Raw genomic sequence first — 26,107 nt, forward strand, 5'->3', positions numbered from 1 at the left:
ATGCTAGATTATGCCATCAGCAAGGAAGAGACAGGTCAGCCTGTCAGACACTAAATACTACCACTGCATATCCCGGTGTGTTCGCCGGGCATTTCTGTGCGGCGAAGACCGCGTAACGGGCAAGTCTTATGAGCATCGGCGAGACTGGGTTGAGGAAAAATTGCTGACCCTTGCTAAGGTGTTTTGCATTAATGTGTGTGGCTACGCGGTTATGAGCAATCATACACATATCGTACTGTATGTAGATGATGTAAAAGCACAAAGGATATCAGACAGAGCAATCGTACTTCGCTGGCATAAACTGTTTAAAGGTAACTGGCTGACGCACAAGTTCATTCGTGGTGATGAGCTGAGCGCATCCGAGTATAGTATGCTGGCAGCTGGTATAGCTGAATTCAGACTACGGCTTGCGAGCATCAGCTGGTTTATGCGGGTGCTTAATGAAGACATTGCTCGTAGGGCGAATAAAGAAGGTGGTTGTACAGGTCGATTTTGGGAAGGGCGATTTAAGTCACAGGCTTTACTGGATGAAGCGGCACTGGCAGCGTGCCTGGCTTATGTTGACCTGAACCCCGTCAGAGCCAAAATGGCCGAGACTCCGGAAATGTCAGATTATACCAGCATTAAAAAGCGTATTGAGCATGCACTGCAAGGTAAGCAACCCAAAAGCTTACTGCGTTTTGCGGGTAACCCAAGAAAGCACAGGCCCAAAGGGCTACCGTTTGAGCTAACTTATTATATTCAACTGGTTGAGTTAACAGGCCGATGCATGCGTGCAGATAAGCGAGGTTACATCAGCGATAGCCAACCATTGCTGACACGATTGCAAATAGAGCCAGACAACTGGCTCAAACTGACTACGCAGTTTACAAAGGTCTTTCATGGTGCAGTGGGGCGAAAGCAAGCGATGACAGATTACTGTGAACATCTTCATAAAAGGCGACGTGCCAACTTGACTCAGTGCGAGTGCGAGCGATTACTGGGTTAACACTTTTCCTTCAGTGTTGTTCCGATTTATCTAAGTTCAGGCTTGGATGCGCTTTCGTATTACCCGGATTTGACTATTCTTCAGGGTTTTGTGGTGAAACTTACGATTTTCGCTATTCGAGGCTTATAGAAAGCGCACCCTTCAATAGTTCAATTTAGAACATAGGCTCCATATTTTAGGCTGTGTTACGCCACGCGGTATACTCATATCCCTTCCCCATTTGTTCTCACGGACACGCTTTAAAGTGTGTCAAAGTCGTACTTCTTTATTGCCGCTGCTGTGACTTTTCTAACAGCAAAGCCTCTAAATCCGTCTGGCTCATAGGTTTGGCGTAAAAGTACCCCTGGCCAAAGTCGCAGCCTGCCTGTTTGAGCAGTTCATGTTGCGTGGCGGTTTCTATTCCTTCAGCAATCACTTTGAGCCCCAGCTGGTGTGCCATCATGATCATGGTTTCACACAGCACCAGATCGTCTTCGTTGTGTTCTATGCCGTCAACAAAGCGTTTGTCTATCTTGATAAAGTCGGTGTCCATTTGCTTAAGATAAGCCAGGGAGGAGTAACCGGTACCAAAATCATCCAGTGCGACCGAAAAGCCTTGCTGGATAAGCTGACCAAGCCGTGCCTGACTGCGGCCTTCTCCTTGCATCATCAGGCCTTCAGTGATTTCAATGACCACGTCTTCGGGTTGCAAATTGGCGTTGTGGAGCTGTTCTTGCCACTTCAGCAGGCTGGTGTGTTTGGCATTGAACTGTACCGGTGACACATTCAGGCTGATCTGAAACGTGCCATAATGTTGCTGCAACCGCTTAAGCATGAGCAGGGTTTGTTGAAAGGCAAATTCACCCAGCTGATGGATCAGCTGAGTTTCTTCCGCCAGCGGAATAAAGTGGCCGGGGCTGATCATGCCTTTATCGGGGTGCTGCCAGCGGATCAGGGCTTCGGCTTTATGGATCTGCTGATCTTGCATGTTCACAATGGGCTGGTAATACATCACAAACTGCGCGTCGGATAATGCCTGACGCATGTCTCTGAGCATTAATAAGCGCTGCTCGCTTTGCTGGCGTAAAGTAGAATCGAAACACGCATATCCGTTACGGCCCTGATCTTTGGCCCGATACATGGCCTGATCGGCCGCTTTTAGCAATAACTCACTGCTGTCACCATCACGGGGGCTCAGTGCAATGCCAATGCTGGCACCCACATGGCAGGACTCTCCATCCAAAACAAAGTCCTGTTTAAATACTCGCTGAACCCGCTCTGCCAGGGCGATGGCTTTTGCCTCACTATTGCAGTGCTCACAAATGATGACAAATTCATCACCGCCGATCCGCGAAAGAGTGACGCCAGTCTGCTCAAGTGATTGCAATGCTCTGGCTACCAGGGTGAGTAGTTGATCGCCGTAGTAGTGTCCCAGGGTGTCGTTGATATCCTTAAAATGGTCAATGTCCATTAACAGTATGGCCAGTTGCTTACCTGGCTCTGCCAGCAGATTATTGAGATGCTTTTTAAGACTGGTCCGGTTGGGCAGATCGGTTAATGAGTCATAGTGACTTTGTCGCCAAAGTTGCTCATCTTTGAGTTTATTGTCGGTTATATCGGTGAAAATCGCGACTCTGCGATAGGCTTCCTGTTGTTCATCATAGACGGTATCTATGGTCAGCCATTCGGTATACAGTTCCCCATTTTTTCTCTGGTTAATAATCTCGCCCTGCCAGCGGCCGGTATCGCTCAATGCATGCCACATTTGGCGGTAAAAAGCGCGATCGTGTTTGCCTGAATTGAGTATGGCGGTGGTTTTGCCAATTGCTTCATGCGCAGAGAAACCTGTCACCTCGGTAAAGGCAAGGTTCACATCTAAGATATATCCATGAGCATCCGTGATCACCATGCCTTCACTTGAGTTGTTATAAACCAGCGCAGCCAGATTCAGTGCTTCTTCCTGTTGTTTGCGATGACTGATATCTCGGATCACAATAACGGCCTCTTCAGCATGACTCATTCCCTGGACTCTGACTTCGTAGCCTCGTTGGTTTTCGCCCTGCGTGTATTCCAGAAGCAGGTGCGGCTGATCTTTGAGCAACGTCAGAGCAACACGGATCCGTTTATTAATATGATGGGGAAATAGCTCACTCAGTGTATTGCCTTGCTGCACCAGCGAGCCATGCTTAGCAAGCACCTGTCCCTGAGTATCAACACGGAGGTAACTGTCGGGCAGCGCCGACAGCAAGGTCTGGAGTTCAGTGTGTTTATTTGTCAATTGCTGTTCAGTTTGCAAGCGCACCTTGGCCATGCTTTCAAAATGCGCACCCAGAACCGCAAGCTCCTGAGGCATGGTGTGGCTGGTGAGGTCCAGTGTGCGTCCCTGTGCCAGAGCCGCAATGGCTTGTCTGAATTGCGTTAAGGGTTGCAACAGGGTTTTGTTGAGACGATAACGTGCCAGCCAGATAAGCAGGCATAACAAGATAAAAAAGCTGCTTAAAACCAAGGCAAAGTGGCGCTGTGTTTGTTGCCAGGCACTTTCAAAGGGGAAAGCGAAATAAATGGTCAGTTCACCCCGTGCTGCCAACAAGGGCAGGCGAATGTACACATGGTGATGGCCATTGGCATCATTGAGCAGCACAGCCTGTTCATTCAGGCCTTCGGGCCAGTCTTCGCTAACGGCTCTGCCTAAAGGCGCATTGCTGTAGGGGTATTCTGCGACAATCGCTCGGGTATGATCGGCCACCATCACACGGGTACCTTGAGGCAGCGTCAGCCTTGATAGTGAGCGACTCCAGTGCGACAGGCGTTTGACGGCAATGATCACCATGGCGAGCTGCCCGTCCTGATAGACTGGGTGAGCAAAATTGAGCGTTGCACTGTTAATGCTTCTGTCATGCTGGTATTCCCCAATGCTGAATGTGCCTTCATCTATCGCTTGCTGAAAGTAGGGACGATCGGCGATAGAGATTGGGCCTGATATTCGAGATAACGAGCAGGTGACGTTGCCATCCGGTGTGGCCAGACCAAAATTCGCGAAGCTGGGTGATAAGTGTTGTGCACTTGAAAGCAGCTGCGGACACACGCCTGGCTGATGTTGCAATTCTTTTGGCTGATAGGCCAATTGCTGCAGTAGCCTTTGTGTTGCGGCAATTTCCGCATGCTGCAGCGTGGCAACCTGGTTGGCATACATTAACGCCTGCTGTTCCTGCATTTGTAGCATATTGCTGCGTTGCGCGAATAACAGAGCCAGTATCAACAAGAACCCAGGCAGACTGAGCACCAGCATCAATCGGTAAAATCGCTGTTTTATTGATATTTCTTTAATAATACAAACTCGCCTGGTTATGAGGTGGCGGCATGATACAAGCGCTGCGCGCTTTAACCAACCCGTTTAACCTAAATACTAGTCGAGAGTTATTAAATTTTCGGCTTTTTGGTAACACCATCGAGCCTAAAGATCTCATGAATGAAATATCCTTAAGTAGTCAAATTAGGTACGTTTTTCAGCCAAAAGATCTCGGATTATTCGTCTGCCCACATTTTCCCACCGATTTCATGGAGTTCCATAAACCCCGCGATTTTTCTGGCCTGTAGGCGAGTCAAGGTGAGTGATCCAACTTGACAAAAAGGCTTGTCAAGCCCTAGACTGTCATCCTGTGGGAAAATGTGGGTTAGAGTGGATCAAATTGGATCAAAGATTCGTTTATTGTAACAGGCCGAGCGGGTAAGTATGTTCCGCGGCGCAAGCTCATTGAGCCTCGATGACAAAGGACGCTTTTCGATACCAACTCGGTATCGCCAGCCTCTGCTGTCTGAAGAACAGGGCGCTGTGATTTGCACTATTGCGATCAACGAACCATGCCTGTGGCTGTATCCACTGTCTGAATGGCGAGAAATAGAATCCAGGCTACAACGACTCTCCAACACTAACCCCAGAGTCAGACGCTGGCAGCGCATGCTTTTGGGGCATGCGGAAGAATACCAGCTGGACAAAAACGGCCGTATTTTACTGGCGCCCACGCTGCGTGCGCACGCTGGCCTTGGCAAAAAGCTGATGCTGGTGGGACTGCTCAATAAGTTTGAGATTTGGGACGAAGCACGCTGGTATGAACAAATGCAGGCCGATACTGAGATCGAGCGAAGTGGTGACGTGGAAGCGTGCCCTGAGCTGGATGACTTTTCTTTATAACTGGGGTGAAAACCAAATTTTATGGCGACAGAACGGCAACATATTTCAGTGCTGATGGCTGAAACGCTGGATGCATTGAATATCCAACCCGATGGCACTTATATCGATGGCACATTCGGCCGCGGTGGTCACTCGGGTGAAATACTTAAGCGGCTGAACGAGCAGGGCAGATTGCAGGCCATCGATCAGGATCCGCAAGCGATTGCGGCGGCGCAGAAGTTTGCCGATGATCCGCGTTTCAGTATTGCCCACAATCGTTTTTCACACATTGAGAGCGTTGCCCGTGATGCCGGCTTGCTGGGTCAGGTTGATGGTATTTTGCTGGATATTGGCGTGTCTTCACCTCAGCTTGATGACGCCGAGCGTGGCTTTAGCTTCATGAAAGATGGTCCGCTTGATATGCGCATGAACCCAACGGCAGGTCGCAGTGCCGCACAGTGGTTAGCGGAAGCCGAACTGGAAGACATGGTGTTTGTGATCAAAAAATATGGCGAGGAAAAGTTTGCCCGCCGGATTGCGACCAAAATCATTGAAACCCGTGAGCACACTGAGATCACCTCCACCAAGCAACTGGCAGACCTCATTGATGAAGCGGTGCCGGTAAAAGACAAGCACAAACATCCTGCTACCCGCACTTTTCAGGCGATTCGAATTTATATCAACAGTGAGCTGGAAGAGATCCAGACGGCATTGCAGGCTGCGTTGGCGGTATTAAAACCGGGTGGGCGCCTGGTGGTGATCTCGTTTCACTCGCTGGAAGATCGCATTGTTAAGCAATTTATTAAAAAACAGAGTAAAGGCGAGGCTGTGCCACGCGGTTTGCCGCTGACGGATGCACAGCTAAAGCAAAATCTGACACTGAAGGCGGTGGGCAAGGCTATCAAACCGAGTCAGGCAGAAATTGACGCCAATCCGCGGGCGCGCAGCTCAGTGTTGAGAATTGCTGAGAAACTGTAATGAAAAAGCATCAGCGTCAGCCTAAGTTATTCGTAGAAATATGCCAGTTGTTACTGGATAACAAGCTGACGTTTTTGCTGCTGGCATTGACCTTAGGGTCGGCCCTTGCCGTGGTGCAGGTGACCCACCTAACCCGCCAGCAGCTGATTGAGCAGGATAAATTATTACAAAAACGAGATGAACTGGATCTGGAATGGCGCTACTTGTTGGTTGAGGAGGAGTTTTACTCGCAACATGCGCGCATTGAAGAAGTCGCCAGAACTCAATTGCAGATGAAGCGGCCAACCAGTAAAGAAGAACAGGTGATCGTACTACCATGAGCCCGGCGAAGAAGACCACAGTCAATTTAATCAGCTGGCGTTTTGCGTTGGTCAGCGTGATGCTGGTGCTGGTATTTGCCGCACTGATTGCGCGTGCCGCTTATTTGCAAGTGATTGAGCCCGATAAAGCTCGTTCTGAAAATGCCAAGCGCACTGTACGGGTTGAGACTGTGCGGGTACAACGCGGGATGATCTTCGATCGCAATGGCAAGGAACTGGCGGTCAGTGTGCCTGTGGTCAGTGTTTATGCTGATCCTAAAGCGCTGGACAAAGCATTATCGAAAAAGGTGCTGAGAAAAGCCCGCCGTAATGGTGAAGATACTCAGGCATTAGCCGACAACGCTGCAGAGCTGAGTGCCCGTAAACACGCTTTCTATCGGGACGAAGTGCGTTGGCGGGAACTGGCTGATGTGCTGCAAATCAAACAAGAAAAGATAGATAAACGCCTGCGCGACAATCCCAAGCGTCGCTTTGTATATTTAAAGCGCCAGGTCACACCTGCGGTGGCCAATTATATTCGTCAGATGCGCTTACCCGGGATCCACTTACTCGACGAGTCGAAACGTTATTACCCCAATGGGGAAGTCACGGCCCATGTACTGGGTGTCACCAATATTGATGGCATTGGCATCGAAGGCATTGAAAAGCTCTATGACAAGGCGATGACTGGTACTGAAGGCCGCCGCACCATACGTAAGGATGCACAGGGGCGCGAGGTTCAGGTTTTGGCCGAAGAAGAACGCGTAGAGCCGGAAGATGTGCACCTGAGTATTGATTTACGTATCCAGGCGATTGCTTATCAGGCACTTAAATCAGCTGTACTGACTTATCAGGCAACCTCTGGCTCGGCCATGGTGGTTGATGTGCATACCGGTGAAATTCTGGCGATGGTTAATAGTCCCAGCTTTAATCCCAATGATATGAGTGATGCGGCGCCATATAAACGCCGTAACCGTGCTATAACCGATCTATTTGAGCCGGGCTCCACGCTCAAGCCGCTGGCTGTGCTGGCCGGGTTAGATCATGGCGTGATCCAGGCGGACGACACCATAGATACCTACCCGGGCTGGATGCGCCTTAATGGTGGCTTGGTCAAAGATGAGCGTAATCACGGTGAAATGACACTGCGCGAAATCCTTAAGATTTCCAGTAACATGGGGGTGGCTAAAATCAGCCAGATGCTGCCCAAAGAATATTTTGTTGGCCTGTATCAGCAGGTTGGGTTTGGCGAAGACACCGGCACTATGATGATTGGCGAAAGTTCGGGCCTGTTTTACCCTAACCGTCGCTGGTCTGACTTTGAAATTGCTACCTTGTCATATGGTTATGCGGTTTCAGTCAGTACGGCACAGGTAGCCAGACTTTACGCTACGCTTGGTGCTGGCGGGATTTCCCGGCCACTGACCATAATGAAGCAGGATGGACCTGTGCCGGGAGAACGCCTGTTCCGTGAAGAAGATGCACTGGCTGTGGTGGAGATGATGGAATCGGTGTTTGAAAAAGGCGGCACGGCTTCTAATGTCATCGTCGATGGATATCGGGCAGCAGCTAAAACCGGTACTTCGGAAAAAGCCATCGCAGGCGGGTATGGCGACGAATATGTGGGTTATTTCGCCGGTGTTGCGCCTGTCAGCAATCCCCGTCTTGCGGTGGTTGTGATGATCAATGAACCTGGTGGTGATGTGTATTACGGTGGTCATACGGCGGGGCCGGTATTTGCCGAAATCGTTTCCAATGCACTGAGAATTTTAAATGTGGCACCGGATAAAGAGCGTGTCGCCTACCTGTCGAGGCCTGATAATGATACATGATCTGAGCCTTGCACTGGCTAATATTGGGGTGTCATACCCAGCTATCCCCGTCAACGATTTGCGCCTGGACAGCCGAGATGTGTGTCCGGGCGATTGCTTTATTGCACTTCAGGGCCATCAGCAAGATGGTGGTCAGTATGTCGGTGCAGCGCTAAAGCGTGGCGCAGCTGTGGTCTTGGCCGACACACACTGTACCCTCGATGTAGAGGATGAACGAGTATTGCGGATCAGCGCACTGGCAGACAAAGTGGCTCTGCTGGCGGCGACATTTTATGGTGAGCCCAGCCGTGCTCTGAAACTCGTTGGTGTCACTGGGACCAACGGTAAGTCAACCACGACGGCAATGATTGCACATTTGGCTGGCGCGTGTGGTTTGCCCGGTGCAGTGATTGGCACACTGGGATATGGTGCACCAGATGCACTGACGCCATTGCATAATACCACTCCGTCTCATGTTGATTTGCAACGTATTTTAAATGAACTGCGTCACAGCTACCAACTGGCTGCTATGGAAGTATCATCTCATGGGCTGGTACAGGGGCGAGTCTCACAGTGTCAGTTTAATGTGGCGGTATTTACCAATCTGAGCCGCGACCATCTTGATTATCATGGCACAATGGAAAAGTATGCCGAGGCCAAACTAAAGCTATTTAGTGACTGTAAGCCGAATTACGGGGTGGTTAATATTGACGACCCCTGGGCACAGGAATGGCTGAAAGCGGGTAAGGTTGTTCACCCGATAGGTTTTGGTCGCAAACCAGCTGATGGCCTATTACATGACGCGTTAAAGCATTTCGTGTACTTCAGTGAGGCACAATTTGACAGTCAGGGGATCCATTTTAGATTGCACACCAGCTGGGGAGACGCTGAGGTCAGTACCCCGCTATTTGGTGAGTTTAATCTGTACAACCTGAGTGCGGCATTTGCTGTATTGCTGGTTCAGGGTATTCCACTGGCTCAGCTGGTTGCAGGAGCTGCACAATTACAGCCCGTCACCGGCCGGATGCAGGCCATCGAAGTTGCCGGACAGCCAACATGTGTGGTCGACTATGCCCATACGCCGGATGCACTGGCACTGGCACTTCAGGCGTTGCAGCAGCATGTACCAGGCAAAGTAACTTGTGTGTTTGGCTGCGGTGGTGAGCGCGATAAAGGCAAGCGCGCGTTAATGGCACAGGCGGCTGAGCGATATGCAGATACCGTGGTGATCACCAGTGACAACCCGCGTGGTGAAGACCCATTAGCAATTATTGAAGACATTAAGGCTGGGCTCAGTAAGCCCGAGTATGCTCTTTGTCAGCCTGATAGGGCGAGTGCCATACGTGACGCAATTCGGGGCGCTGATCAACACAGTGTGATCCTGATCGCGGGTAAAGGGCATGAGGACTATCAGATTATAGGAAAACAACGCCTGGCTTTTAGTGATATTAGCTGGGCCCAGAAAATATTATCAGGGGAAAGTGCATGATCAAGATGGATCTCTCTTGGCTTGCGGATGTACTGAAGGCCCCTTATGACGGGCAAAACCGCAGTGTTTCAAATGTAAATACAGATACACGTACAATTAGTGAAAACGAAGTGTTTCTGGCGTTAAAAGGGCCGAATTTTGACGGTCACAAATTTGTTGCCCAGGCGCAGCAAAAAGGCGCGATTGCCGCCATTGTTGATCATCCGGTAGAAGTAGATATTCCTCAACTGGTAGTGAAAGATACACGACTGGCACTGGGGCAACTTGGTCAGGCCGTGATCAGGCAGGTCGCACCAAAAACACTTGCTATTACGGGGAGTGTTGGCAAGACCACAGTGAAAGAAATGTCTGCGGCCATTTTGTCCCGGTTGGGTAAAGTGTTGGCGACTGCCGGTAATTTCAACAATGACATTGGGGTGCCACTGACTTTGTTGCGTCTCAGTGAAGACGATGAATTTGCCGTGATAGAGCTGGGCGCAAACCATATCGGTGAAATTGCTTATACCAGTGCACTGGTAAAGCCAGATGTTGCTGTTGTCTGTAATGTTGCGCCGGCGCACATTGAGGGTTTTGGCTCGATTGAAGGAGTTGGGCAGGCAAAAGGGGAAATTTTCTCCGGTCTGAAAGATAACGGTGTTGCTGTGTTGAACTGTGACTGTCGCTTTGCGCCGATGTGGGAGCAAAGTCTGACAACTCAGCGTACCAGCCGTTTCTCTATGACACAGCAACGTGATCTGTGGGTGGAAGATATCACCCTGGATACACTGGGACGTGCCACTTTTATACTGTGTCAGGGTACGCAACGCGTCTCCATCACGCTCCCTTTACCAGGTGAGCACAACGTTATGAATGCCCTGATAGCAGCCTCTTGTACCGTACAGCTGGGGGCGACGTTGGAAGATGTGAAACTGGCGCTGGAAAACATGGCAGAGGTAAAAGGTCGCGTCAATTTGATCGAGGTATCAGACACGCTGCGGATCATTGACGATAGCTACAACGCGAATGTTCGTTCAGTTAAAGCCGCCATTGATTTGTTGGCCAGTATGCCAGGTTATCGTGTATTCGCATTAGGTGATATGGGCGAGCTGGGAGAAGAAGCACGTCGATACCATGAAGAAGTAGGTGAATATGCCAAAGAAAAAGGCATTGATGCGCTGTTTTCATTAGGTGTATTGAGTCGTTATGCCAGCGATGTACTTGAAACTGCCAATCGGCATTTTTCTCAGAGAGAGCATATGCTGCAGGCAATTGTACAACTACTGGCACAACGCGATGAGGTTTGTACCGTGGTCGTAAAAGGGTCACGCAGTGCACGCATGGAGTTACTGGTTGCAGATCTGGTTGCAGCCGAGCAAGCATCCAATAATGGTTCTGACAGTGAAGAGGAACGCCCATGTTAGCCTGGTTAGCGGAATATCTGACGCAATATTACAGTGGCTTTAACGTTTTCTCCTATCTGACGCTACGTGCGATCCTGGGGATCCTGACCGCGTTAATCATCTCTTTGTATTTCGGGCCTAAGCTGATCAGAGCGTTACAGCGAATGCAGATTGGCCAGACAGTCCGGGATGATGGTCCTGAATCGCATTTATCTAAATCAGGCACGCCAACCATGGGCGGGTTGTTGATCTTGGGTGCTATTTTTGCCAGCACTTTACTGTGGGGTGACCTTGGCAATAAATATGTCTGGATCACTTTGTTTGTGATTGGATCGCTGGGGGTTGTCGGGTTCGTTGATGACTACCGTAAAGTAATACGTAAAGACAGTAAAGGTTTGATAGCCCGGTGGAAATATTTTTGGCAGTCAGTGATTGCGATTTCGGTCGCGGCCTTTATTTACTTCACTTCCTCAGATCCGTCAGAAACTGTGCTCGTCGTGCCATTTTTCAAAGACGTATTGCCTCAACTGGGCTTGTTTTATCTGGTGATGAGCTATTTTGTGCTGGTAGGCACGTCGAACGCCGTGAACCTGACCGATGGACTTGATGGTTTAGCCATAGTGCCGACCATTCTTGTGGCGTCGGCACTGGCCATTATCGCTTATGTAACCGGAAATGCTGTATTTGCAAATTACCTCCATATTCCTCATATAGCCTCTGCCAGTGAGCTGGTGGTGGTCTGCACGGCAATTGTTGGCGCAGGGCTTGGCTTTTTGTGGTTTAACACCTATCCGGCTCAAGTCTTTATGGGCGACGTTGGCTCACTTGCACTCGGTGGCGCACTCGGGATTATCGCCATTTTGGTACGTCAGGAGCTGGTGTTGCTGATTATGGGCGGGGTGTTCGTTATGGAAGCACTTTCTGTGATCTTACAGGTTGGCTCCTATAAATTGCGTGGTCAGCGGATTTTCCGTATGGCGCCTATCCATCATCATTATGAATTAAAGGGTTGGCCAGAGCCCAGAGTAATTGTGCGATTTTGGATTATTTCGATCATATTAGTGCTGGCGGGGCTGGCAACTTTAAAGATCCGCTAAAGTAGTACACTAAGGTCAGGATATGGGTTATTTAGACACCTTAAAGAATAAACATATAACTGTACTCGGGCTGGGTGTGACCGGTCTGGGCATAGTACGTTTTCTGGTACGCCATGGGATTACCCCTAAGGTAGTTGACTCACGACCTGTGCCTCCCGGAGCAGACTGGATGAATCATAATCTGCCAGAGTGTGAAGCGGTATTTGGCCCGCTCGCAGAGGCGGCACTGAGTGCCACCGATCTGGTTGTGATTAGCCCGGGTGTGCCTTTGTATGAGACCTGTGTTGCCCAGGCCATTGCTGCCGGAGTTGAAGTCATTGGCGACGTGGAATTATTTGCTCGCCTGAATGAAAAGCCGGTAATTGCTGTGACAGGCTCGAACGGTAAATCAACCGTGGTCAGCCTGGCTGCTGAGGTATGTCAGCAAGCTGGTCTCAAAGTTGGCCTGGGTGGGAACATTGGTACTTCTGTGTTGGATCTGCTGGAGCAAGACTTTGATGTGTTTGTGCTGGAGCTGTCTAGTTTTCAGCTTGAAACTACCCATAGTTTGCACTGTATGAGCGCGATGATCCTCAACATCACCGAAGATCATATGGACAGATACCCGGATTTTGCTGCCTACTGCGAAGCCAAATTACGCATCTATCAGCAGGTCGATTGTCTTGTATATAACGCCGAAGACGCCCGTACCTATTTACCCCACGATAACGCGCTGAGTGTGGCGCTTGAGGGGGCTGCGTGTTGTTTAACAGAAGAAGAGGGACAGAGTTATTTTGCGCTGAATGGCAAAAAACTGTGTCCGGCTGATGAGCTTGCCATGCCTGGTAGACATAATCAGTTTAATGCTCTGGCTGTGATGGCGCTCCTGTCTCCTCTGTCTTTGCCAGAGAGCGCGTTCATCAGGGCATTTAGGGCATTCAAAGGATTACCGCATCGCTGTCAGTTGGTTGCCGATGTAAAAGGGGTTCGTTATTTTAATGACTCTAAGGCAACCAATGTTGGCGCGACGGTGGCGGCGTTGGAGAGTCTGGCCGGTGAGCAGGGGCAGATCCTGTTGATCGTTGGCGGCGATGCCAAAGGCGCAGATCTGTCTCCACTCAAGCAACCTTTAAAACACTACTGCAAAACCATCTTTTGCTTTGGTAAAGATGGCGCGGATTTCATGCCTTTGCATCCTGAGAGTCAGATGGTCAACAACTTGAGTGAAGCCGTAGCACTGGCAGCCCAACAGGCCACGCCCGGGGACCTGGTGTTACTGGCGCCAGCGTGTGCCAGCATTGACATGTATGCCAACTACATGGCCCGTGGCGAGGAGTTCTGTCGGCTGGTTGAGGGGCAAGCATGCTGAGTATGACCGCACTGCGGCGCTCTTTCACCCCGGCTCCATCGGACTCGTTATTCGACGTACCGCTGCTGTATGCCATGTTATGCCTGGTCGGAATAGGTTTTGTGATGGTGACCAGTGCCTCTATGCCTGTAGCTGAACGCTTGTACGATAACCCATATCACATAGTGACGCGCCACGGCATGTTCCTGGTCATGGCATTAGTGTTGTTCTGGCTCAGTACTACAGTGCCGATGACCTGGTGGAAGCGCTTTAATCCGTACTTGCTGTTGTTGGGACTGGTGTTACTGGCGGTTGTACTGGTTATCGGGCGTGAAGTAAATGGTTCAAAACGCTGGTTGCCTGTAGGACCGATAGGTTTCCAGGTCGCTGAAGCTGCGAAACTTTTTTTCTTTAGCTACATTGCCGGTTATCTGGTGCGTAAGCGTGACGAAGTGCAGGAAAACCTCAAGGGGTTTGCAAAACCCATTATTGTATTTGCAGTCTACGCATTTTTAATTTTGATGCAGCCAGACTTAGGTACTGTGGTGGTGATGTTTGTTACAACGGTCGGTTTACTATTTTTGGCAGGTGCAAAACTCTGGCAGTTTTTTGCCCTGATGTTGACCGGTGTGTTGCTGGTTGTGATGTTGATTATTTTTGAGCCTTACCGGATGGCGCGGGTAGTCGGTTTCCTGGAGCCCTGGGAAGATCCCTTCGGTAAAGGTTATCAGCTGGTCCAGTCTCTTATGGCGTACGGTCAGGGTGGCTGGCTCGGTCAGGGGCTGGGTAATAGTGTACAGAAGTTGCAGTACTTACCTGAGGCCCACAATGACTTTATCTTCGCGGTCGTGGCGGAGGAACTGGGCTTTATCGGTGTGATTTGTGTGTTGATGACACTGGCTACATTGGTGTTCAGAGCGTTACTCATCGGGCAAAAAGCGCTGAAAGCGGGTAAAGAATACGAAGGTTATCTGGCACTGGGGATTGGTATCTGGTTTGCGTTTCAAACTGTGGTGAATGTCGGCGCGAGTGCGGGAATGCTGCCAACTAAGGGCTTGACGTTACCCTTCATATCCTACGGTGGTTCTAGCTTATTGATCATGACGATCGCCGCCGGTTTATTGCAACGCATTGATTTTGAGACCAAGCTGTCGACGCGACAGGCCACTTCCCGTGGAGGTAAAAAATGACCAAGCGGTTACTTGTTGTCGCCGGTGGAACGGGCGGGCATATCTTTCCGGGTATTGCGGTGGCAAAAGCACTGGAAGCGCAGGGCTGGAAGATATCCTGGATAGGTACCGCAGACAGAATGGAAGCGCAAGTCGTACCGGCACATGGTATAGACATCGACTTTATAGAAGTAAAAGGGGTACGCGGTAACGGGGTAAAACGCTTGCTGACTGCACCCTGGATGGTGATAAAAGCCATTTTTGCTGCCAGAGCCATTATTCGCAATCGCCGTCCGGACGTGATCCTGGCGATGGGAGGTTATGTCACAGGTCCCGTTGGACTGGCAGCTAAGCTGGCTGGGGTGCCTTTGGTGATCCATGAACAAAATGCGGTTGCCGGCTTGAGTAATAAATTGTTGGCGCGCATTGCCAGCAGAGTATTAGCGGCATTTCCGCAGGCCTTTGCCGAGCGTGCCCATGATGTTGTAGGTAATCCCGTACGTGCAAGTGTGGCGCAGCTTCAGCCGAAACAACCGGGTACCTCTGTCAATGTACTGGTTGTCGGTGGTTCGCTGGGCGCGAAAGTGCTCAACGATACGGTCCCTGAGGCTATGGCATTACTGACTGAGGCAACATCCTGCGACATACAGGTTTGGCACCAAAGCGGTAAAGGCAATCATGTAGCACTAGAAGGTGACTACCAGCGCTTTGGATTGCAGGCCAAGGTAGCAGAGTTTATTGATGATATGGATCAGGCATATGACTGGGCCGATATGGTGATTTGCCGCGCGGGTGCACTGACGGTGAGCGAGATTGCTGCCGCAGGTAAGATGGCCATTTTTGTGCCTTTACCGCATGCGGTGGATGATCATCAGACGGCCAATGCGCGATTTTTAGTAGACGGATCAGCGGCGTTGCTGGTTCCACAATCAGCTTTATCTGCACAGCATTTGTGCGACACTTTGGTGCCTTATTGTCGCGACCGGGCACAGATCTGGGACAAAGCAAATAAAGCCAAAGCCTGTGCACAGCTTTCAGCAACTCAGTCAGTGGCCGCCATATGCGAAGAAGTAACGAATTAAAAGAGAAAACAGTGAAAGAAATTAACAGACGCAGAGCCATGAGACGCATTAACACCATCCACTTCATCGGAATAGGTGGGGCTGGTATGGGCGGAATTGCAGAAGTACTGGCTTTTGAAGGGTACCGAATTACCGGTTCAGACATTGCCCAGAATGCGATGACGGAACGTCTTATCCGCGCAGGGGCTGAAGTTTTTATCGGGCATGATGAAAACAATGTTAAAGATGCCGACGTAGTCGTGGTTTCCAGCGCCATTGATACCAGCAACCCGGAGATTGTGGCGGCGAAACGCGCTCGGGTACCGGTCGTCAGACGGGCCGAAATGTTGGCTGAGTTAATGCGCTTTCGCCATGGTATTGCTGTTGCCGGAACTCATGGTAAAACCACAACAACCAGTTTGATCGCCAGTATTTTCGCTGAAGCGAGATTAGACCCAACCTTTATTATCGGTGGTTTGTTAAACAGTGCGGGCAGTAATGCCAAGGTGGGTAGCAGCGATTATCTGATTGCAGAGGCCGACGAAAGTGACGCGTCATTTTTACATTTGCAGCCAATGGTATCGGTGATCACTAATATCGAAGCCGATCATATGGACACCTATGATGGCGACTTTGAAAAGATGAAAGATACGTATGTCGAGTTCATTCACAACCTGCCTTTCTATGGTTTAGCTGTGGTGTGTACCGACTCCGATGTTGCCAAAGAGTTGTTACCCCGCTTCGCCCGACCTGCGATCACGTACGGGGAAAACCCTGAAGCGGATTACCGCATGGTGGACTTTGAGCAAACGCAGAACCAGAGTCGTTTTAAAGTAGTGCATAAAGCTGGCGAACAGCTCGAGGTAACACTCAGCATGCCCGGTAAGCACAATGCACTGAATGCTACCGCGGCTATCGCCGTGGCAAAAGATCACGACATAGGTAACGAAGCTATTTTATCGGCGCTGGAAAAATTCGCCGGAATTGGGCGTCGCTTTCAGCATTATGGTTCTTTCCAAAATGAACGTGGCGAAGTCATGTTGGTCGATGATTATGGTCACCATCCCTCAGAAGTGGCTGTAACTATCCGTGCAGCGCGAGCTGGCTGGCCTGATAAGCGCTTGGTTATGTTGTATCAGCCGCATCGCTATACCCGCACCCGTGACCTTTATGAAGACTTTGTGAAGGTTCTGAGTGAAGTCGACCAACTGTTGTTGTTGGATGTATATAGTGCCGGAGAAACCCCTATCGTCGGTGCAGACAGCAAGAGTCTGTGTCGCAGTCTGCGCCAGCGTGGTGTTGAGCCAATCCATGTCGCGGATGGTCAGGATTTACAAGCCGTACTGGCGGACGTATTGCGTGACAATGATCTGGTGATCACGCAAGGGGCCGGCAACATCGGGCAAATCGTAAAGCAGCTGGCAGCCACAGAGTTGTCGGTCGAAAAATTAAAACAAGGTGCATTATGAGTGAGTTTGGCAAAGTTGCTGTACTACTGGGTGGTCACTCAGCCGAGCGAGAAGTATCGCTAAAGTCTGGCCAGGCAATTATCAATGCGCTTGAAGAAGCCGGGGTAGAGGTCGTGCCATTTGACCCTGCCGAGCGTAACTTGTGGGAATTGAAAAGCCTCAAGGTTGACAGGGTGTTTATTGCTTTGCATGGCCGAGGTGGTGAAGATGGTACAGTGCAAGGGGCGCTTGAATTTATGGGCTTACCTTACACCGGTAGTGGTGTGCTGGGGAGTGCTCTGGCGATGGATAAGATCCGCTGCAAACAATTATTTGAATCTGCCAAGTTGAGCACGGCGCGTTACTGCGTGGTCAAAGCTTCTCAGGATATAGATACCAGCGCATTGATGGCTGAATTTGGCAAAGTCATGGTGAAGCCAAGTCACGAGGGCTCCAGTATTGGTATGACTCAGGCTGCCACAGCACCAGAGCTGCAAACTGCGCTCACTGAAGCATTTAAATATGACGATGAAGTTTTGGTGGAGCAGTGGATTGAAGGCAGAGAGTTTACCGTTGCTATGCTTGCAGAAGAGGCACTCCCTGTGATTGAAATGCGCACGCCACGTGGGTTTTATGATTATCAGGCAAAGTATCAGGCCAACAGCACCGAATATTATTGCCCGGCAGAGATTAGTGCGGCTCATACCGAGCAGTTACAGATAATGGCCAAGCATGCGTTTGAGTTGGTTGGTGCAACAGGCTGGGGGCGGGTAGATGCCATGCAAGATGGCAATGGTCAGTTTTATCTGCTGGAAGTAAATACGGTACCGGGAATGACAGAAAAATCTTTGGTGCCTATGGCAGCACAGCAAAATGGGTTGTCATTTAAACAATTAGTTATTCGCATTTTGGAGCAAACCCTTTAATATGCGTGCTCTTTTTGGAAAAATCGCTGCTCTGAAGCACAGTGTCAACTGGTCACTGTTTTTTGGTGTGGGCTTTTTTCTGATTGTGCTACTTGGTCTGATGCAAACTGGGCTATGGGCTCGTGACTGGTTGACCCAGCACAGAGATACCCAAATCAAGACCCTGACGGTACTTGGCCAGCCTTATTACACTGCCGAGAACGACATTGTGGCAGCGATCCGAAAAGCGGATCTGTCGAGTTTCTTTGAACTCGATGTGAAGGCTGTGCACGATCAGGTACAAGCTCTGCCCTGGGTGGCGACTGTCTCGGTCAGGAAGCAGTGGCCAGATGCCCTGCAGGTGTACGTGGTTGAACATAAACCGGTTGCTTATTGGAATAGCGATCTGTTGTTAAATAGTGCAGGCGGTGTGTTTCAAGCCAACAGCACTCGGCTGTCAAAGACGCTACCAGAGCTTTACGGCCCGGAAGGGAGTGAAGTAGAAGCCTGGCAGACGTTTGTACAATTAAAAGAAATGCTGGCTGTCAACCAGTTTAACCTGGTTAGTTTGGCACTGTCAGAGCGATTTGCCTGGCAGTTATGGCTGGACAACGGTATTCGACTCAATCTGGGCCGTGAAGACAAAGCACAGCGTGTTCAGAGGTTTATAGATGTTTACCCTAGGCTGGAAAAGCCTGAGGGGGCTCAGGTAGATGCGATTGACCTGAGATATGATACGGGACTGGCGGTTAGCTGGAAGTTCAGCCAGAACGAAGACAATAAAGATAAGAGTAAAGCATGACCAAGTCGGCAGAGAGAAACTTAGTGATTGGACTGGATGTGGGCACCTCTAAGGTGGTTGCAACGGTTGGGGAGATCACCGCAGACAACCAGCTGAGTATCGTGGGGGTCGGAAATCAGGTTGCCCATGGTATGGATAAAGGAGGTGTCAACGACCTTAATCTGGTGTCTGATTCTATTAAGCGTGCTGTTGACGAAGCTGAGTTGATGGCTGATTGTCGGATCAGCTCCGTGTATCTCGGTATTTCGGGTAAACACATTCAGTGCCAGAACGAGAGCGGTGTTGTTGCAATTAACAATAATGCAGAGATCACTGATGATGATATTGCGAACGTAATCCACATTGCACGCTCGGTACCTATGTCAGCAGAGCGAAAAATGCTGCATTCGCTGCCTCAGGAATATAGCGTGGATATGCAAGAAGGCATTAAGAACCCACTGGGAATGAGTGGTGTCAGAATGGAAGCCAAGGCGCATATTATTACCTGCTCAAATGACATGGCGAAAAACATCGAAAAGTGTGTCGAGCGTTGTGGGTTACAGGTTGATCAGCTGACTTTTACGGCCTTGGCATCTTGTTACTCAGTGCTGACTGAAGACGAAAAAGAGCTGGGCGTGGCGGTTGTCGATATTGGCGGTGGTACCATGGACATTGCTATCTACGTCAATGGTGCATTGCGCCATACCGCCGTTATCCCGGTTGCTGGCAATCAGGTAACGGGGGATATTGCAAAAATTTTCCGCACCCCTATTTCTCACGCGGAATCGCTGAAGGTACAATATGCCTATGCGAGCAGCCAGATGGCTAGCAACGAAGAAACGATTGAAGTACCCAGCGTAGGTGGAAGGCCTGCGCGGATTATGTCTCGACACACCTTGTCTGAGGTTGTTGAGCCCAGATTTCGAGAACTGTTTGAGCTCGTACTTGAAGAGGTACGTCGGTCTGGGTTTGAAGATCAAATTGCCGCGGGTATTGTACTCACTGGCGGCAGTGCGAAAATGAAAGGGGCATTGGAAGTGGCGGAAGACATTTTCCAGATGCCCGTTCGTGTTGGTAAACCTGTAGGGATAACAGGGTTAACCGATTATGTTGATGATCCGGCATACGCAACAGCGGTAGGTTTGTTACAATACGGCCGAACGCTGCAAGTCAAAAATGCACACAGGACGAAAGCGGATGCCGAAGATGGTTGGTGGAACCGAGTCACAAAATGGTTCCAAGGTGAGTTTTAAGCTCAAGTCGGAGAGTGAAGATGTTTGATATTATGGAACAACACGGCGAAGAAGCCGTTATTAAAGTCATCGGCGTCGGTGGCGGCGGCGGTAACGCTGTAGAACATATGGTAAAGCAGGAAATTGAAGGTGTTCGCTTCATCGTAGCGAATACCGACGCGCAGGCTCTGCGTAAATCCTCTGCCGATGTGACTGTGCAGCTGGGCACTCAGATCACCCAAGGCCTGGGCGCAGGTGCCAACCCAGAAGTGGGACGCAGCGCAGCAGAAGAAGATGTCGATGCCATTAAAGCGAGCCTTGAAGGGGCTGACATGGTGTTTATCGCTGCCGGTATGGGTGGCGGAACCGGCACAGGTGCGGCGCCGGTTGTTGCGCGTGTGGCTAAAGAGCTAGGCATACTGACTGTGGCAGTGGTAACACGTCCATTCGACCTGGAAGGCAAAAAGCGTATGGCCGCAGCCGATCAGGGTATTGGTGAGTTGTCAGAAATTGTAGATTCACTCATCACAATTCCTAACAACAAGTTACTTAAAGTTTTAGGCAAAGGCACTACATTATTAGATGCCTTCGCTAAAGCAAACGACGTATTGTACGGCGCGGTGCAGGGCATTGCAGAACTGATCACGCGTTCAGGTTTGATCAATGTGGATTTTGCGGACGTACGTACTGTTATGTCGGCGATGGGCACTGCAATGATGGGCACGGCGGCGGCCAGTGGTCCCGACAGGGCACAAGAAGCGGCAGAAGCTGCGATTTCCAGCCCACTGCTTGAAGATGTTGATTTAACCGGTGCGAAAGGTATTTTGGTTAACATCACGGCTGGTATGGACATCACAATCGAAGAATTTGAGATTGTGGGGAACCATGTGAAGGCGCTGGCGTCTGAAAATGCAACAGTCGTGGTTGGTGCTGTTATCGACCCAGAGATGAGTGAAGAACTACGTGTAACAGTGGTTGCAACTGGACTGGGTGGCGAGCGCAGACCTCAATTTGGCATTGTAGAGAGTGGCCTTAAAAAAGTGGTCGGTTCGGACAGCGAAGGCGGCAAAGGACAGAATATGTTTGTCCCTAGCTTTACGCAAAGCACCGGTGAAAGTAGTGAACCTGAGCAAAGCGGTCCGGCAGTATCTGAGCCTAAACCGACGAGTACACCTACATCGTCGAATAGCTCAGGTGGTAAGGAAAAAGGGGATTACTTTGATATCCCTGCGTTTTTGCGCAAACAATCTGATTAACGTCAGGTTAAAAAACAAACGATTGGCAGCGACTTCTATCTATGATAGAATTTGCGGTCTCATTAGTCATTAACCAGTCAGAAGCGGACGAACCTATGATAAAACAACGAACGATTGCTGAAGTCGTTAAAGCCACAGGTGTAGGATTACACAAAGGTGAAAAGGTCACGATCACTCTCCGACCTGCGAGCGTAAATACGGGGATCGTATTTCGTCGCGTAGATCTCGACCCGGTTGTCGATTTTGAAACAACCCCCGAAGCTGTGGGCGACACGCAATTGTGTACTTGTTTGACCAATAAAGACGGTGTCCGTCTGTCAACAACGGAGCATTTAATTGCGGCCGTTGCGGCACTGGGAATTGATAACCTAATCGTTGAGCTGGATAGTGCAGAAGTACCGATTATGGATGGTAGTGCATTACCTTTCATTTACTTACTGCAAAAAGGCGGTATTGCAGAGCAGAACCAGGCAAAGCGCTTTATTCGAATCAAAGAAAAAGTGCGTGTGGAAGACGGCGACAAATGGGCTGAAATTGAGCCTTATGACGGTTTCCACATCGACTTTGAAATTGCTTTCAACCACCCGGCAATTAATGCCAGTCGTCAGCGTATTGGCTTGGATATTACCGCACAGAGCTTTACTGAAGAGATCAGCCGTGCACGCACATTCGGTTTCATGAAAGACATCGAGTATATGCATGCTAATAACCTGGCCCTGGGTGGCAGTATGGATAATGCTGTTGTTCTGGACGAGTTCAAGGTTTTGAACCCGAACGGATTACGTTATAAAGATGAATTCGTAAAGCACAAGATCCTGGATTGTGTGGGCGACATGTTTATGGCAGGGCACAACATTCTGGGCAAAATCACTTGCTTCAAGTCAGGTCATGGCCTTAACAATAAGCTACTGCGTCAGATCATGGCGTCGGAGTCTGCTTGGGAATGGGCAACATTTGATGAGCCTGTGACTATGCCAGCACCAGGCATGGACGTAGATACGTCTTTGGTTACTGCCTGAAAAAAATTAGATGAAAAATGACGCCGAGTGCGTCATTTTTTTTGCCTGCCATGTTTTGCCAGGCGCAGTAGTTTTTCTTTTAGCCCGGCTGGAGCATGCTCGGCGAGTGCCATTAAATCGCCTGCCGTTTGCTCACTCATTTGGCGTCCTGAATAGCTCGTACTGGGTGTTTTAATCTGATTGTGAGGCTTGGTAAGTCTTTGTTGTGCCTCTGGGTTGGTGCCAATCTTAACCTGGCAACAGTCATGGTAACCAGCGGCGCGAAAGCTACTGAGGATCTCCATTTTCAGGTAATTTAATCGCGTTGCCAATGTCGCCGAAGCTGCCTCAACATACAAAGTTCCGTCCTGATAATTGGCAACACGACACTTTTTGCTGAGAACAGGGCCCAATGCGTTTTGCAGAGGTTGCTGCAGTTCTGTGATCCCCTGCGCTTTTTGCATATAACCATGTAGTTTATCTGACCAGCCACCGGCCAATTCGCCTAGCGGCTTAGGGTCAAACCGATTTTTACTCATAATACCCACTCACAACGGCTAACTTACTGGTTTCGCTCTTCCATGTACAAGTATAACGCGTGCTTACCACGACAGGTAGTAGTTACATGCCCGCGATACAGATTGTGCTTGAAATACACACCTATTACCCCAATATATAGGGTCAGTACCTCAAAAACCTTACCTACTTTCTGCATTTGGAAGTCGACATTGTCAGCTGCCATCGAGTGGTTCGGGTGTGTTTCCCAACCTTGTATGATTAAATAGGAACAGATTACTTTTTGATGGTTTGCAGACGCGCATAGTCTGGTATGATAGGGCACAAATTTAACTCGGCACACAGCAAGGTCCGACTTTGTCGCCAACAGGACGAGCGAGCGTGACAACCGCGTTACCCAAATAGGTGCTCGCAAATAGATGAGTGAAATGGTTTAAACATGATAACGAAAATTTTTACCAAGATTTTTGGTAGCCGCAACGACCGAATGATTAAAAATCTGAGAAAAACGGTCGCCCTGATTAATGCCCTAGAAGAACAATATAAGGCGCTATCAGACGAAGAACTGCAAGCTAAAACCGCGGAATTCAGACAAAGATTTGAGCAAGGCACCAGCCTGGATGACATGCTGCCAGAAGCTTTTGCTACGGTGCGTGAAGCATCGACACGGGTATTTGGTATGCGTCACTTCGACGTACAAATGATCGGTGGTATTGTCCTGCATCAGGGTCGCATTTCTGAAATGCGTACTGGTGAAGGTAAAACACTCACTGCGACACTTCCTGCTTACTTAAATGGTTTGACAGGAAAAGGTGTGCACGTGATTACCGTGAACGATTATCTTGCCAAGCGTGATGCCGAGAATAACCGCCCACTGTTCGAATTCTTAGGGCTCACCGTTGGCTGTAACGTGCCGGGTATGATGCCAGCTCAGAAAAAAGGAGCCTACGCAGCCGACATCACTTATGGTACCAACAACGAATTCGGGTTTGACTATTTGCGCGACAACATGGCGTTCAGCATTGAAGAGCGTGTTCAGCGTCCACTGCATTATGCTGTCGTGGATGAAGTTGACTCAATCCTGATCGATGAAGCCCGTACACCGTTGATTATTTCCGGTCCGGCAGAAGACAGCTCTGAGCTATACACTAAGATCAACACCATCGTACCTGAGCTGATCCTGCAGGAGAAGGAAGATGAAGAAGGGGTTGAAGGCGATGGTGATTTCACGCTCGACGAAAAGAGCAAACAGGTTCACCTGACCGAGCGTGGTCAGGTTAAAGTGGAAGAATTACTGGTTAAAAATGGCCTGATTGAAGAAGGCGATTCGCTTTACTCTGCGGGTAATATTACCCTGCTGAGCCATGTTTATGCGGCGCTGCGTGCACACAAGCTATATCAGAAAGACGTTGACTATGTTGTAAAAGACAATGAAGTCATCATTGTTGATGAGCACACGGGTCGTACTATGGAAGGGCGTCGCTGGTCAGAAGGCCTGCACCAGGCGGTGGAAGCCAAAGAGAATGTTCGTATTCAAAACGAAAACCAGACGCTGGCCTCCATTACGTTCCAGAACTACTTCCGTTTGTACGACAAACTGGCCGGGATGACAGGTACTGCCGATACAGAAGCGTTTGAATTCCAGTCAATCTACGGACTGGATACCGTGGTTATCCCGACCAACAAGCCGATGATCCGTGATGATCGTGCTGATCTCGTCTATCTGACTCAGGACGAGAAGTTTGAAGCCATTCTGGCCGATATCCGCGACTGTCAGAAACGCGGTCAGCCTGTACTGGTCGGTACGATTTCAATCGAAAGCTCTGAGTATTTGTCGCACTTCCTGCGTAAGGAAAAGATTGAACACAACGTACTGAATGCGAAATTCCACGCTCAGGAAGCGGATATCATTGCAGATGCTGGTTTACCCGGCAAAGTCACGATTGCAACCAATATGGCGGGTCGTGGTACGGACATCATGCTGGGTGGTAACTGGCAGAATGATGTGTCTAAACTCGACAACCCAAGCGATGCCCAAATTGATGACATCAAGGCACAGTGGCAGAAACGTCACGATGATGTATTGGAAGCTGGGGGTCTGCACATTATCGGTACTGAACGTCATGAGTCTCGTCGTATCGATAACCAGCTACGTGGTCGTTCTGGCCGTCAGGGTGATGCGGGTTCGAGCCGTTTCTATCTGTCAATGGACGACGCGCTCATGCGTATCTTCGCGGGCGAACGCATGACTAACATGATGCGTAAGCTTGGTATGCAACGCGGTGAAGCGATTGAACACCCGTGGGTTAACCGTGCGATTGAGAATGCACAGCGTAAAGTAGAAGCACGTAACTTTGATATTCGTAAGCAACTGCTTGAATATGATGATGTAGCCAACGACCAGCGTCGCGTGGTATATGAGCAGCGTAACGAGCTGCTGGAAGAAGGCGACATTTCTGAAACTATTTCTGCTATCCGTGGTGATGTAATTAATAGTGCGGTTGATCAATACATTCCGCCACAGAGCCTGGCTGAAATGTGGGATATCCCTGGCCTGGAAGAGCGGCTGAAGAACGACTTTATGGTTGAATTACCGATTGCCAAATGGCTTGAGGAAGACAATAAACTATACGAAGAGCGTTTGCGTGAGCGTATCGGTGAGGAGATTGAAGCCGCATACAAGCAAAAAGAAGAGATGGTGGGTGCTCAGGTACTGCGTCAGTTCGAAAAGGCTGTCATGCTGCAAAGTCTGGATCAGCACTGGAAAGATCACCTTGCTGCGATGGATCACTTACGTCAGGGTATTCACCTGCGTGGTTATGCACAGAAAAATCCGAAACAGGAATACAAGCGCGAGTCGTTTGAGTTGTTCTCGGAAATGCTTGAAAACCTTAAAGTGGACGTTGTTGGTGTGTTGAGCAAAGTGCAGGTACGTGCTGAAGAAGATGTTGAAAAAGTAGAAGAGCAACATCGTCGCAGCGAGCAGGCACCGCGCCAGTATCAGCATGAAGAGTCAGCGCCAGTCGGTGGAGAAGCGCCTCAGGGTGCAGCGGTCGCGGCACGCACTGAACCTAAGGTAGGGCGCAACGAGCCGTGCCCGTGTAAATCAGGCAAAAAGTATAAACAATGTTGCGGTAAACTCTCTTAAGTTTTCAGCGACATTGAGAAAAAGCGACCTTGTGTCGCTTTTTTTATCTCAGAAAAACAGATTATTAGAGTTAGA

Annotated in this window: 20 protein-coding genes; 18 read left to right on the forward strand and 2 right to left on the reverse strand. The window is 49.7% G+C overall.

What is annotated here, in order from left to right:
- Positions 1-10: 10 nt before the first annotated feature.
- Positions 11-988 carry a transposase gene (locus NH568_RS09835; protein ID WP_253046612.1) on the forward strand — a complete coding sequence of 326 codons (978 nt, stop codon included), beginning with the start codon at positions 11-13 and terminating at the stop codon, positions 986-988.
- A gap of 265 nt (positions 989-1,253) precedes the next feature.
- On the opposite strand, the gene NH568_RS09840 is transcribed toward NH568_RS09835, so the two are convergent.
- Positions 1,254-4,256, reverse strand: coding sequence for an EAL domain-containing protein (locus NH568_RS09840; RefSeq protein WP_253046614.1), 3,003 nt, complete (start codon positions 4,254-4,256; stop codon positions 1,254-1,256).
- 444 nt (positions 4,257-4,700) lie between these two features.
- Here NH568_RS09840 and mraZ point away from each other — a divergent pair, with 444 nt between their 5' ends.
- The 16 genes from mraZ (at position 4,701) to lpxC (ending at position 22,389) form a co-directional block, all read left to right on the forward strand.
- Entirely contained in the window at positions 4,701-5,159 is a 459-nt protein-coding gene (gene mraZ / locus NH568_RS09845; RefSeq protein ID WP_046004813.1) for a division/cell wall cluster transcriptional repressor MraZ, read from the forward strand.
- A gap of 21 nt (positions 5,160-5,180) precedes the next feature.
- Positions 5,181-6,116, forward strand: a complete 936-nt coding sequence (gene rsmH / locus NH568_RS09850) for a 16S rRNA (cytosine(1402)-N(4))-methyltransferase RsmH (protein WP_253046616.1) — start codon at positions 5,181-5,183, stop codon at positions 6,114-6,116.
- Positions 6,116-6,436 carry a cell division protein FtsL gene (ftsL, locus tag NH568_RS09855; RefSeq protein WP_253046618.1) on the forward strand — a complete coding sequence of 107 codons (321 nt, stop codon included), beginning with the start codon at positions 6,116-6,118 and terminating at the stop codon, positions 6,434-6,436. Before rsmH ends, ftsL begins: the two co-directional genes overlap by 1 nt.
- Positions 6,433-8,247 (forward strand): penicillin-binding transpeptidase domain-containing protein, encoded by a 1,815-nt coding sequence (locus tag NH568_RS09860; protein ID WP_253046620.1) that lies wholly within the window; start codon positions 6,433-6,435, stop codon positions 8,245-8,247. The genes ftsL and NH568_RS09860 overlap by 4 nt, the downstream gene beginning before the upstream one ends.
- Positions 8,237-9,715, forward strand: a complete 1,479-nt coding sequence (locus tag NH568_RS09865; RefSeq protein WP_253046623.1) for a UDP-N-acetylmuramoyl-L-alanyl-D-glutamate--2,6-diaminopimelate ligase — start codon at positions 8,237-8,239, stop codon at positions 9,713-9,715. The genes NH568_RS09860 and NH568_RS09865 overlap by 11 nt, the downstream gene beginning before the upstream one ends.
- Positions 9,712-11,115 carry a UDP-N-acetylmuramoyl-tripeptide--D-alanyl-D-alanine ligase gene (murF, locus tag NH568_RS09870; protein ID WP_253046625.1) on the forward strand — a complete coding sequence of 468 codons (1,404 nt, stop codon included), beginning with the start codon at positions 9,712-9,714 and terminating at the stop codon, positions 11,113-11,115. Before NH568_RS09865 ends, murF begins: the two co-directional genes overlap by 4 nt.
- Positions 11,109-12,191: a phospho-N-acetylmuramoyl-pentapeptide-transferase gene (gene mraY / locus NH568_RS09875; RefSeq protein ID WP_253046627.1), complete on the forward strand. Its 1,083-nt coding sequence runs from the start codon at positions 11,109-11,111 to the stop codon at positions 12,189-12,191. Before murF ends, mraY begins: the two co-directional genes overlap by 7 nt.
- Positions 12,192-12,213: 22 nt before the next feature.
- A complete protein-coding gene (murD, locus tag NH568_RS09880; protein ID WP_253046629.1) occupies positions 12,214-13,539 on the forward strand; it encodes a UDP-N-acetylmuramoyl-L-alanine--D-glutamate ligase in 1,326 nt (441 codons plus the stop codon).
- Entirely contained in the window at positions 13,533-14,708 is a 1,176-nt protein-coding gene (gene ftsW / locus NH568_RS09885; RefSeq protein WP_253046631.1) for a cell division protein FtsW, read from the forward strand. The genes murD and ftsW overlap by 7 nt, the downstream gene beginning before the upstream one ends.
- A complete protein-coding gene (gene murG, locus NH568_RS09890) occupies positions 14,705-15,769 on the forward strand; it encodes an undecaprenyldiphospho-muramoylpentapeptide beta-N-acetylglucosaminyltransferase (protein ID WP_253046633.1) in 1,065 nt (354 codons plus the stop codon). Before ftsW ends, murG begins: the two co-directional genes overlap by 4 nt.
- Complete coding sequence (gene murC / locus NH568_RS09895; protein ID WP_253046635.1) at positions 15,748-17,217, forward strand: UDP-N-acetylmuramate--L-alanine ligase; 1,470 nt, start codon at positions 15,748-15,750, stop codon at positions 17,215-17,217. The genes murG and murC overlap by 22 nt, the downstream gene beginning before the upstream one ends.
- Positions 17,214-18,122, forward strand: a complete 909-nt coding sequence (locus tag NH568_RS09900) for a D-alanine--D-alanine ligase (protein ID WP_253046637.1) — start codon at positions 17,214-17,216, stop codon at positions 18,120-18,122. Before murC ends, NH568_RS09900 begins: the two co-directional genes overlap by 4 nt.
- 1 nt (position 18,123) lies before the next feature.
- Positions 18,124-18,903 carry a cell division protein FtsQ/DivIB gene (locus tag NH568_RS09905; protein ID WP_253046639.1) on the forward strand — a complete coding sequence of 260 codons (780 nt, stop codon included), beginning with the start codon at positions 18,124-18,126 and terminating at the stop codon, positions 18,901-18,903.
- The gene (gene ftsA / locus NH568_RS09910) at positions 18,900-20,135 is read left to right on the forward strand and encodes a cell division protein FtsA (protein WP_138550748.1); all 1,236 of its coding nucleotides are present in this window, start codon (positions 18,900-18,902) and stop codon (positions 20,133-20,135) included. The genes NH568_RS09905 and ftsA overlap by 4 nt, the downstream gene beginning before the upstream one ends.
- A gap of 20 nt (positions 20,136-20,155) precedes the next feature.
- Positions 20,156-21,370 (forward strand): cell division protein FtsZ, encoded by a 1,215-nt coding sequence (gene ftsZ / locus NH568_RS09915; RefSeq protein WP_253046641.1) that lies wholly within the window; start codon positions 20,156-20,158, stop codon positions 21,368-21,370.
- A gap of 95 nt (positions 21,371-21,465) precedes the next feature.
- A complete protein-coding gene (gene lpxC, locus NH568_RS09920) occupies positions 21,466-22,389 on the forward strand; it encodes a UDP-3-O-acyl-N-acetylglucosamine deacetylase (RefSeq protein WP_138550746.1) in 924 nt (307 codons plus the stop codon).
- Between the two features lie 32 nt (positions 22,390-22,421).
- On the opposite strand, the gene NH568_RS09925 is transcribed toward lpxC, so the two are convergent.
- Positions 22,422-22,907 (reverse strand): DUF721 domain-containing protein, encoded by a 486-nt coding sequence (locus NH568_RS09925; RefSeq protein ID WP_253046643.1) that lies wholly within the window; start codon positions 22,905-22,907, stop codon positions 22,422-22,424.
- Between the two features lie 416 nt (positions 22,908-23,323).
- Here NH568_RS09925 and secA point away from each other — a divergent pair, with 416 nt between their 5' ends.
- On the forward strand, positions 23,324-26,032 hold the full coding sequence (gene secA / locus NH568_RS09930) for a preprotein translocase subunit SecA (protein WP_253046645.1): 2,709 nt from the start codon (positions 23,324-23,326) through the stop codon (positions 26,030-26,032).
- Positions 26,033-26,107: the final 75 nt, after the last annotated feature.

The sequence above is a fragment of the Pseudoalteromonas sp. XMcav2-N genome (assembly GCF_024124545.1).
GTDB lineage: Bacteria > Pseudomonadota > Gammaproteobacteria > Enterobacterales > Alteromonadaceae > Pseudoalteromonas.